At 41.5% G+C, this 10,639-nt stretch carries 12 protein-coding genes and 1 pseudogene; 4 read left to right on the forward strand and 9 right to left on the reverse strand.

What is annotated here, in order from left to right; translation table 11 throughout:
* The first annotated feature begins 408 nt into the window (after positions 1-408).
* Complete coding sequence (locus tag GMD5S_RS0205860) at positions 409-1,554, forward strand: low temperature requirement protein A (protein WP_000209247.1); 1,146 nt, start codon at positions 409-411, stop codon at positions 1,552-1,554.
* Positions 1,555-1,602: 48 nt separating this feature from the next.
* Here the strand turns inward: GMD5S_RS0205860 and GMD5S_RS0205865 are convergent, their stop codons facing one another.
* Positions 1,603-2,058, reverse strand: a complete 456-nt coding sequence (locus GMD5S_RS0205865; protein ID WP_000155440.1) for a GNAT family N-acetyltransferase — start codon at positions 2,056-2,058, stop codon at positions 1,603-1,605.
* Between the two features lie 69 nt (positions 2,059-2,127).
* Between GMD5S_RS0205865 and GMD5S_RS0205870 the strand changes: the two genes are divergently transcribed.
* Positions 2,128-2,790: a prepilin peptidase gene (locus GMD5S_RS0205870; protein WP_000566520.1), complete on the forward strand. Its 663-nt coding sequence runs from the start codon at positions 2,128-2,130 to the stop codon at positions 2,788-2,790.
* On the opposite strand, the gene GMD5S_RS0205875 is transcribed toward GMD5S_RS0205870, so the two are convergent.
* Positions 2,779-3,234, reverse strand: a complete 456-nt coding sequence (locus GMD5S_RS0205875) for an effector binding domain-containing protein (protein ID WP_000682684.1) — start codon at positions 3,232-3,234, stop codon at positions 2,779-2,781. The two genes, GMD5S_RS0205870 and GMD5S_RS0205875, sit on opposite strands and share 12 nt — an antisense overlap.
* A gap of 78 nt (positions 3,235-3,312) precedes the next feature.
* Here GMD5S_RS0205875 and GMD5S_RS0205880 point away from each other — a divergent pair, with 78 nt between their 5' ends.
* Entirely contained in the window at positions 3,313-4,212 is a 900-nt protein-coding gene (locus GMD5S_RS0205880) for a helix-turn-helix transcriptional regulator (RefSeq protein ID WP_000687281.1), read from the forward strand.
* 31 nt (positions 4,213-4,243) lie between these two features.
* A pseudogene (locus GMD5S_RS10895) lies at positions 4,244-4,330 on the forward strand (prepilin peptidase); the annotation flags it as partial.
* Here the strand turns inward: GMD5S_RS10895 and trpA are convergent.
* Genes trpA through trpE form a run of 7 tightly spaced genes read right to left on the reverse strand, consistent with a single transcriptional unit; the run spans position 4,302 to position 10,561 of the window.
* Positions 4,302-5,078, reverse strand: coding sequence for a tryptophan synthase subunit alpha (trpA, locus tag GMD5S_RS0205885; RefSeq protein ID WP_001127017.1), 777 nt, complete (start codon positions 5,076-5,078; stop codon positions 4,302-4,304). The pseudogene GMD5S_RS10895 and the gene trpA sit on opposite strands and share 29 nt — an antisense overlap.
* On the reverse strand, positions 5,071-6,294 hold the full coding sequence (gene trpB, locus GMD5S_RS0205890; protein ID WP_000331276.1) for a tryptophan synthase subunit beta: 1,224 nt from the start codon (positions 6,292-6,294) through the stop codon (positions 5,071-5,073). Before trpB ends, trpA begins: the two co-directional genes overlap by 8 nt.
* A complete protein-coding gene (locus tag GMD5S_RS0205895; RefSeq protein WP_000169870.1) occupies positions 6,272-6,871 on the reverse strand; it encodes a phosphoribosylanthranilate isomerase in 600 nt (199 codons plus the stop codon). Before GMD5S_RS0205895 ends, trpB begins: the two co-directional genes overlap by 23 nt.
* The gene (gene trpC, locus GMD5S_RS0205900; protein ID WP_000076527.1) at positions 6,858-7,625 is read right to left on the reverse strand and encodes an indole-3-glycerol phosphate synthase TrpC; all 768 of its coding nucleotides are present in this window, start codon (positions 7,623-7,625) and stop codon (positions 6,858-6,860) included. Before trpC ends, GMD5S_RS0205895 begins: the two co-directional genes overlap by 14 nt.
* Complete coding sequence (trpD, locus tag GMD5S_RS0205905; RefSeq protein ID WP_000658672.1) at positions 7,622-8,626, reverse strand: anthranilate phosphoribosyltransferase; 1,005 nt, start codon at positions 8,624-8,626, stop codon at positions 7,622-7,624. The genes trpC and trpD overlap by 4 nt, the downstream gene beginning before the upstream one ends.
* A gap of 10 nt (positions 8,627-8,636) precedes the next feature.
* Entirely contained in the window at positions 8,637-9,203 is a 567-nt protein-coding gene (locus GMD5S_RS0205910; protein ID WP_000601924.1) for an aminodeoxychorismate/anthranilate synthase component II, read from the reverse strand.
* Entirely contained in the window at positions 9,200-10,561 is a 1,362-nt protein-coding gene (gene trpE / locus GMD5S_RS0205915) for an anthranilate synthase component I (protein ID WP_000439662.1), read from the reverse strand. The genes GMD5S_RS0205910 and trpE overlap by 4 nt, the downstream gene beginning before the upstream one ends.
* Between the last annotated feature and the right edge of the window lie 78 nt (positions 10,562-10,639).

A 10,639-nucleotide genomic window follows, 5' to 3' on the forward strand; every position in this document is an offset into this window, starting at 1 on the left:
TTGGTTAGATAAAAAAAGAACCATACAGTTTAGAATCTGTATGGTTTTTGCCCCACTTTTGCCCCATTTTTAAATCATGACATTGAAATACCTAAAAGTACCTTCCGAAAATCACTTAAATTTCAACTTTTTAATTACTTTCAAGATGATATAGTCTCCCAAATCCATGGGGGCATCTACATACAACAGGAAAAGCCTTGGAATCAAGGCTTTTTTGTGTAGTCTTAGCACTAAAAAACGATAGAAAAAACACCCCTTCTGAACTGCACCCCAAAAGTTAGACAGAAAAAACCTAACTTTTGTGGCGCAGTTCATTCGCGTCACATGAAGTTATTTAAGCATCTCCTTTTTTTTTATTACCATTTTATGTTATAATAAATTGTACTTCTAAAATAGAAATGTCTTAAGATGACAACTCTTATTAAACATAAACGTGTAGAATTTTCAGAACTTTTTTATGACCTAGTTTTTGTTTTTGCAATTTCAAAAGTAACTACTTTAATTGACCATCTTCATAACGGTATTTTGACTTGGAATTCTTTCCTTGATTTTTTCATTGCTACTTTGTTTCTCATCGATTCCTGGATGATTCAAACCGATTATACCAATCGCTATGGAAAGAACTCTTTATTTAACATAGTAATCATGTTTATCAAAATGGGAATTTTACTCTTTATAGCCAATATGATTGGACCTGATTGGCAACAATATTTTCATTATCTCTGTTGGGCTATTGGTACATTAACCCTTACCTTATTTTTTCAATATTTGGTTGAATTTTTTAGAAAATCAACCGATGATGCTAATCGGGAAAGTATCAAAGGTTTTCTATGGATAACAGGTCTAGGAAGTTTAGGATTCTATCTAGCAGCTCTTCTTCCTATTTACCTTAGAGTCTATATCTTATTTGCTAGTATTCTGCTAACATTTATTATGCCAAGTATCTTGCTTAATAAAGATAAGCATTACCAGGTAAATCTCCCCCATTTAATCGAGCGCATCTCCCTTCTTGTCATTATTACGTTTGGAGAGATGATTACGGAGCTAGCTAACTTCTTTACAATCGAGAATTTCTCGATTTATTCGGTTCTTTATTTCATTATTATGATTTCTCTGTTCTTGTTTTATTTTGGTCAATTCGACCATGCTATTGATGAAAAATCTAATCAAAAGGGACTATTTCTAATTTACAGTCACTATCCTATTTTCATTGGACTTATGATGATGACCGTTTCGATGAGTTTTCTTCTGAATCCTGAAGCTAATCGTCTCTTTGCAACCAGCTTCTCTTATATCGGATTTGGCCTCTTTCAAGCTGCTGTCCTAGTAAATGGGCCCCATAACAAACACTATCTTCGCTATTCGAAAAGTTACTACTGTGTCCAAGCGACACTCTATCTGGCTGCCTTGATTCTCTCTTTAATCTTTGCTTCTAATCCTATAATAGTAGTGAGTATAACAACCATTTTAGCTCTAGCTATAGCCATTCATTTTATTTATTTTTATATGACACAGAATAAAAAATATTCCAAATCTAACTGGGGATTATTTTAATGAGTTTATAACATAAAAAAGCTTTGGGAACCAAGGCTTTTTTGCTTTCTACCTAAACTTTTTCATAAGGTATTTTCGTATAGGTACTTCAACCATTTGAACGGTTTCAAATCCTTCTTTTTGGTAAAGCTTGTAAGCTGTTTGATTTGCCTCGTAGACATTTAGAGAAATAGTGTCTATGTCTTCATTTTCAAAGGCCAAACTAACAAATTTCCTTAAAGCCTGGCTACCTAAGCCCTGCCCCTGTTTCTGGGGATTGATAAAAAATCTCCCGATATGAAGATTCCTGTCTTCTAGCCTGATTTTCTGGATAAGCCCCACAAACTCTTGTCCATCAAAGATTGAAAAGATTCCTTTCAAATCTTGCAAGATTTGAATTGTTAAGGGAAAAGGAATCATTGTTCCCATCCATTGTTCTTGAAAGGATTTGCCAAGGGAGTTGGACCATTGGCATACGAGCTGAGCATTTTCTATGCTCACATTTTCTTCAAAACGAATTGTCATCTTGACCTCACCATCTTATCAATGTTTCTTTATTATACTACTTCTTCTATTTTTTACGAATAGATAAGTATGATTGATCTTTATTTTTTTCTTGTCGGGAGCATTCTCGCTTCCTTCTTGGGTTTGGTCATTGACCGTTTTCCTGAGCAATCCATTATTCGACCGGCTAGTCACTGTGATTCCTGTCAGACTCGCTTGCGTCCCTCAGATTTGATTCCTATTCTCTCGCAGGTCTTCAATCGCTTTCGCTGTCGCTACTGCAAGATTCGCTATCCATTCTGGTATGCCCTTTTTGAATTCGGCTTAGGACTCCTCTTTCTGACTTGGTCTTTGGGTTGGATTTCCTTGGGTCAAGCCATCCTAATCACTGCTGGCTCAACCTTGGGCATCTACGACTTTCGCCATCAGGAATATCCCTTACTAGTCTGGCTGACGTTCCACCTAATCCTCATGGCCTGCTCTGGCTGGAATCTGGTTATGATTTTCTTCCTTGTCCTCGGAATCATGGCCCATTTTATCGATATCCGCATGGGAGCAGGAGATTTTCTATTTCTGGCTTCTTGTGCGCTCGTTTTTAGTGTGACAGAATTACTCATCTTGATTCAGTTCTCTTCGGCAGCAGGGATTTTAGCCTTTCTTTCGCAAAAGAAAAAGAAAAGACTTCCTTTTGTGCCTTTCCTCTTACTTGCTGCGACTATAATAATTTTCTATCAGTTCTTATTAGTTTGTTGAATTGGGAACCCAAAGCTCAACTTCTGCATCCATGGGATTACCGTTTAAAAGTATTTCTAAGATAATTCCATCATTGTAAAGCGAGCTATATTCTCCCTCAAAAAAGTTATCCTCCAATTTATCAAACAAGAGTCTTGATTTATCACCACTGGCTGAGCTTACTAAATAATCTTTCTCTGGGACAAGAATGCTTTCGTAACCTGCCACAGCATTATTTGCCGCAACTCCTGCGTAGTATTGTATACCATCTTTATGAGGAACTATCAAAGCATAGCCTCTTTTATCTAGAGAATGGGGCATCAATTTTCCTAGCATTCCTTCTTTAAATAACTGAGTATAGAATGCCGTTTTCTCTTTAGAATAGTGATGTTCATGAACTGTAGTTCCTTCTATCAAAATACTCTTGCCAACTAAGGTAAACGATGGTTTAGTTTGATGTTTCATTATATGAACTCCTTTCTTTATGGTATAATCATAACAAAAGTAATATGACAACTATCTGTCATATTTAAGGAGAAAATTATGAAAATCGACCGTCAAATGGGGATTATTTCTCATTTAGTAAATAAACGAAAAACAACAGCTAAAGAATTATCAGAACTTTTTAAAGTCAGCACACGAACTATTATGAGAGATATTGATGATTTATCTCTTGCAGGCATTCCTCTCTATGTAATGAAAGGAAAAAATGGAGGCATTTTTCTTATGGAAGACTTCCAAACTGATAAATCTCCCCTGACCCAATCCGAAAGGCTTTCGATCGAATCTGGTTTAAAAAGCCGTTATCAAGTATTGGAAGATGCCTCTACTTTCAATGCTATATTGAAATTAAATGCTACCAATACATACTCTGATTTCGAAATTGATTTATCTCTATCTCAAGGGAACTTGGAAATACGAACTTTGATTTTTAAGTTATTGGAAGCTATCAGAGGTAGAGTAAAAATAAAATTTTCCTATATTAATTCACAAGGACTGGTGAGTCAAAAAAATTGTGAGCCTTACCGTATTGTCTATAAGGACCGGAGTTGGTATATGGATGCCTACGATACTGATAAAGCGCGTTTTTCTGTTTTTAAAGTTGCTAGAATTAGTGAACTTACTCTCTCCGATACTTTTTCAAAAAGACATTTTACAGCACTTCCCTATGATGGTGGTGCTTGGATGAATGAAAACAAAGTACCTGTCATCCTGCATGTCCAGAAAATTGTTCTTGATCGATTTGTGGAACTCTTAGGCTATAATGCCATAAAACCTATTAATAGCGATATTTACGAGATTACTTATCCGTTAAACGACAATGATTGGGGATACAATACCTTGCTTGCTTTTGGAAAATACATCACTGTTATATCTCCTAAGCATTTCCTAAAACATTTCACCAACTATATAGATACCATTCATAAGCAATACCCAAACTAATATTCAACTGTCATTCATGAACTTATATTCTCAAAAGAAAAAGGAAAGACTTCCTTTTGTGCCTTTCCTCTTACTTGCTGCTTGCGTGATTATTTTTGGTAAGCTACTGCTTGTTTGATAAAGTCCTCAATTGGCTCTCCTTGGTGGAGAGCTTTTACAATTTTCGAACCGACGATAACACCATCTGACACCGCATTGAAGCGTTCTACGTCTTCTTGACTAGACACACCAAATCCTGTCAAGACTGGGATGTCAGCTACTTGATGCAATTGCGCCAGGTGCTTGTCCAAGTCTGCACGGTAATTTCCTGACTTCCCTGTCACCCCATTGATGGCAACAGCATAGACGAAGCCTTCTGCTCCCTTGATCAATTCTTTTTGTCGTTCAAGGCCTGTGGTCAAGCTAACTAGGGGAATCAAGGCCATGTCTGTATCTGCTAAAAATGGCTCTACAAAGTTGGCATGCTCATGAGGCAGGTCTGGGATAATCAAACCCTTAACGGCTGTATCTGCCAAATCTTTGACAAAGTTCTCAACACCATACTGAAAGAGGGGGTTGAAGTAGGTCATGATGACCAGTGGCACCTCAGTCTGAATGGTTTTCAAGGTTTCAACCAAAGCCTGGGTAGAAGTCCCATGAGCTAGACTGCGCAAACCTGCTTCTTCGATAACAGGGCCATCTGCAACAGGGTCTGAAAAGGGAATACCCACTTCAATGGCTGAAACACCCAAATCTTCTAAAAAGTGGATTGTTTCACCGAGACCATCCAAACCTTTCTCGTGGTCTCCAGCCATGATATAGGGAACGAAAATTCCTTTTCCAGCTGCTTTGATAGCATTCAATTTTTCTGTTAGTGTCTTAGGCATGGGCTTCTCCCTTCTTTGCTGCATCTGCTTCCAAGCGGTCTTTGACTTGAACCACATCCTTGTCCCCTCGTCCAGATAGGCAGACAATCATAGACTTGTCTGGTCCGAGGTCTTTGGCTAATTTCACTGCAAAGGCAATGGCATGGCTAGATTCCAAGGCTGGGATAATTCCTTCCACACGAGACAAGAGTTGGAATCCTTCCAAGGCTTCTTCGTCTGTCACAGGAACATAGCTGGCACGTTTAATATCGTGGTAGTGTGAATGTTCTGGACCGATACCAGGATAGTCCAAACCTGCTGAGATAGAGAAGGCTTCAAGAATTTGACCATGGGCATCTTGGAGCACATCCATGAGGGAACCGTGAAGAACACCTGGACGGCCCTTGGTCAAGGTAGCTGCGTGGTGCTCTGTATCCACACCAAGTCCTGCTGCTTCAGCCCCATACATGGCTACAGACTCATCTTCTACAAAGGGATGGAAGAGACCGATAGCATTAGAACCACCACCAACACAGGCTACTAGGGCATCTGGCAGATCTTGACCTGTCATATCGCGATACTGTTGTTTAGCTTCTCGACCAATGACACTTTGGAAATCACGAACAATTTCTGGGAATGGATGAGGCCCCAAGGCAGAACCAAGAATATAGTGGGTATCATCGATATTAGCTACCCATGAACGAAGGGCTGCATTGACCGCATCCTTGAGCACGCGCGAACCATCAGTCACAGCCTCAACCTTGGCTCCCAAAAGCTCCATACGGAAGACATTAAGGGCTTGGCGTTTAACATCTTCCTCACCCATGTAGATGGTACATTCCATGTTAAAGAGGGCTGCAGCTGTTGCAGTTGCCACACCGTGCTGACCAGCACCAGTTTCAGCGATAATTTTCTTTTTACCCATGCGTTTAGCCAGAAGAACCTGTCCCAAGGCATTATTAATCTTGTGAGCCCCTGTATGGTTGAGGTCTTCCCGTTTGAGGTAAATCTTGGCTCCTCCGATATGCTGGGTCAAGTTTTTTGCGTAGTAAAGGGGAGTTTCACGTCCTACATACTGGCGTAAGAGCTGGTTTAATTCCTCTTGGAAACTTGGGTCTGCCTGACTTTCACGGTAGGCTTTTTCCAACTCCAAAACTGCTGTCATCAATGTTTCTGGGACGAAACGTCCGCCGAATTTTCCGTAAAATCCATCTTTATTTGGTTCTTGATATGCCATGCTTTACCCTCTCTATAAATCTTCTAATCTTTTCATGATCTTTCTGTCCATCTGTCTCCACTCCACTCGATACATCTACTGCATAGGGAGTAAAGTGTTGAATTGCTTTTGCTACATTGTCTTCATTAAGCCCACCTGCGATGAAAAATGGCTGGGCTAGTCCAGACGTATCCAGTTGACCCCAGTCAAAGGTCTTACCACTCCCAGCCACAGGGGCATCAAAGAGGAGATAATCCGCCTGAGAATTAGGCACATGACCATTTCCATCCACCTGCACAGCCTGAATACTGGCACAAGATAAATCCTCAAACAAATCATCCGCTACCTGACCATGAACTTGAATCAAGTCCAAGCCAACTTTGTCAATCGCTTCTAGTAATTCTGCCCGACTTGGTGAAACAAATACACCAACCTTTTTAACGTTAACAGGAATGAGCTTTGCCAGCTCTGCAGCCTCTTCCAAGGTCACCTGTCTTTTACTAGGTGCAAAGACAAAACCGATATAGTCTGCCCCTGCTGATACGACTGTCTCTACCGCTTCTTTGTTCGACAATCCACAAATCTTAACCTTTGTCAATCTGCAACTCCTTGATTCTCTGGGCTACATCTTCTGCCTGCATGAGAGCTGTTCCCACCAAAATTCCGTTAAAGTATGGTGCAACGCGTTCCGCATCCTGCCCTGTGAAAATAGCAGATTCAGAAATGTAATAACGATCTTCCTTAAAGTGCTGGGCCAAGTCTACACTGGTCTGCAAGTCGACTTCAAAGGTGGTCAAGTTGCGGTTGTTAACCCCAATAATCTGGGCACCAAGTCTGTGGGCTACCTCTAGTTCAGCTAGATTGTGAGTCTCCACCAAGACTTCCAGACCAAGCTCTGTCGCGTAGTCATACAGTTCCTTGAGGCGTTCTTCTGACAAGGCAGCGACAATTAGCAAGATAACTGTCGCGCCGGCATTGCGAGCACGGATGATTTGCTTTTCATCGATGATAAAGTCCTTGTTGAGCGTTGGAATGTTTACCTGACTGGAGATCTCACGTAAATAATCCAAATGCCCTTTAAAGAAAACTTCATCTGTCAAAACCGAAATCATCACTGCGCCGTTCGCTTCATAAGTCTGGGCCTGTTGCACAATATCCACATCGAGATTGATATCTCCCAGACTAGGGCTAGCTTTCTTGACTTCAGCGATTACCTGCAAACGGTCCTGGTGATTCTTCAAAAATGCTGCCAAGCGATAGGTCTGGCGCAAGGGATGGACTTCCTCCAGCTCCATCTGCTCGACCTCACGCGCCTTCTGCTCCAAAATTCGTGCTAAAAATTCCTGACTCATTTTTGGTACTCCTGTAACAGTCTGAGCTTTTCAAGGGCCTTGCCACTAGCAATTACTTGACGAGCCAAGGCAACTCCTTCCTTGATACTAGCTACCTTACCATTGGCATAGAAACCAAGACCAGCATTTAAAACTGTCGTTTCCAAGAATGGACTTGGTTCGTTTTGAAGAACGCTGAGCAAAATTTCTGCATTTTCCTGAGCATTGCCACCACGGATATCTTCGATAGCGTAGCGTTCCATCCCCAAATCTTCTGGAGTAAAGCTTGACAAGGTGATTTTGCCATTCTCAAGAAGGGCAATGCTGGTAGCTCCATTCAAACCAGCTTCATCCAAGCCTTCTGGTCCAGCAACCACGATGGCACGTTTACGACCCATATTTTTCAAAACCTGAGCAGTGCTTTCTAGAAGTTCTGGACGACTAATACCAAGCAACTGTGTTTCCAAGGCCATTGGGTGAATCAGTGGACCAGTCAAGTTCATGATCGTTGGAATTCCTAGTTCTAAACGAGCTGGCATGATGTATTTCATAGCTGGGTGCATATTTTTAGCAAAGAGAAAGACGATGCCAGTTTTATCAAAAACCTTACCTAGTTCAGCTGGTTTGAGGTCAAGATTGATGCCCAATGCTTGAAGGACATCTGCCGAACCCGATTTAGAAGAAATCGAACGGTTACCGTGCTTAGCCATGTGAATGCCACCACCAGCCAAGACAAAGGCCGCAGTTGTTGAAATGTTAAAGCTGAAAGACTTGTCCCCACCTGTACCACAGTTGTCCATTGCATCATGTATCTCAGTTGGAATGTGTTGGGCATGCCCTCTCATGACTTGTGCAATGGCTGTGCGCTCTTCCGGTGTTTCCCCCTTCATCTTAAGAGCTAAAAGGAGAGAAGCAATCTGCGCTTCGGTTACACGCCCAGTTACGATACGCTCAATGACGTCCGTCATTTCCACACCTGATAAATGTTCAAATTTTGCTAGTTTTTCAATAATCTCTTTCATCCTAGTTTCCTCACTTTACAACCTTCTCGATAAAATTCCGAATAGAAGACAAGCCATCTGGCGTTCCGATACTTTCTGGATGGTACTGGAAACCATAAATCGGCAGGCTTTTGTGTTGAATTCCCATAATAGCTTGATCATCAGTCGAACGAGCTGTCACTTCAAAGCCTTCTGGCATTTCTTCAATCAAAATACTGTGATAACGCATGACTGGACGACCATCCTCAATGCCTTGATAGAGAACAGATGGCGCTTCAAAGCTGATATGGCTCTGTTTCCCATGCATGACCTTGGGAGCCAAACCTAGCTTTCCACCAAAGACTTCTGCGATGGCTTGGTGGCCCAAACAAATCCCAAGAATCGGCTTCTTGCCAGCAAAGTCACGGATCATGTCTTCCATCTTTCCGGCATCCACTGGCCAACCAGGACCGGGAGAAAAGACCAGACCATCTGCTTTTTCAGCTTCTTCATACAGCTTGGAATCATCATTTCTCAAGACCTGCACTTCTGCAAAATTCCCAATGTACTGCGCCAAGTTATAGGTAAAAGAATCATAGTTGTCAATCAATAAAATCATGGTCTTAGTTCTCCAATTCTAGTCATAGATTTAGCCTTGTTAATGGTTTCTTGGTATTCGTTTTGGGAGATGGAGTCATAGACAATCCCTGCCCCAGCCTGCACATAGGCTGTTTGATCTTTGAGAATCATAGTTCGGATGGCAATGGCTAAATCCATATCACCCGTCGCAGACAAGTAGCCGATTGCTCCTGCGTATAGGCCTCGTTTTTCCGTTTCCAGTTCATAGATCCGTCTCATGGCCCGAATCTTTGGTGCTCCTGACACTGTTCCAGCTGGAAGTGTAGCTTTCAAGGCATCCATGGCAGTGAGGCCTGGAAGCAAACGTCCCTTGACCACGCTGGTCAAATGCATGACATAGCGGAAGAGCTCCACTTCCATATACTTGGTGACTTGAACACTGGCCGTTTCAGAGATGCGACCAATATCATTGCGTCCCAAATCTACTAACATCCGATGTTCTGCTGTTTCCTTCTCATCAGAAAGCAGGTCTGTCGCCAAGGCCTTATCCTCTTCATCCGTAGCTCCTCTTGGTCGCGTTCCCGCAATCGGATTAGTTGTCACAATGCCATTTTTGACAGAAACCAAACTTTCAGGACTAGCACCGATGATTTGATAATCCCCAAAATCATAGAAATAGAGGTAATTAGATGGATTGGTCACGCGGAGATTTCTGTAGAAGTCAAATGGATTTCCAGTAACTTCTGCTGAGAAACGCTGGCTGAGCACGCATTGGAACATATCACCATTACGAATCAAGTCACGAGAAGTTTCCACCATTTCCTCAAACTTCTGAGGAGCGATATGCGGTTTGAAGTTCAACGGAGATAGATCCAAATCTTCAAATTCATTTGGAGCAGGAATGCGTAATTCCTCAAGCACTTGGTTCAAGGCTTTTTCCAAATCTTCTTGACTGCGATCGCTATAAAGAGCATCCTCTATGACATGAATTTTTTCTTTCTTGTGGTCAAAGACCATATAACTCTCATAGACAAAGAAATGCATGTCTGGCGTTCCAATGGTATCCTCAGGGATTTGGCCAATTTCTTCATAAAGAGAAATCATATCGTAACCGACAAAGCCAATAGCTCCCCCACCAAAAGGGAGATCTGAATGGTGTTGGCTCTTATGAGTCACTTCATAAAGGAAATCCAAGGGATCCCGATCAATCACTTGCCCATTTTGATAGAGGACCCCATTTTCAAACTGAATCTCAAAAACTGGATTATAGGCTAGGATAGAAAAACGAGCGGTTTCCTTGTCTCTCGGAATGCTCTCTAGGATAACCTTGTGTTGCCCCTTTAGGCGCATATAAGCCAAGATTGGTGATAAGACATCTCCATGAATGATTCGTTCCATTGTAATTTCCCTTTCAGTTTCTTATTTTTAATTTTTTGTCTTTTTTCTATTTCCCTTAAATAGTGCGGACGGGAGGTA

Source organism: Streptococcus sp. GMD5S (assembly GCF_000298715.2).
GTDB lineage: Bacteria > Bacillota > Bacilli > Lactobacillales > Streptococcaceae > Streptococcus.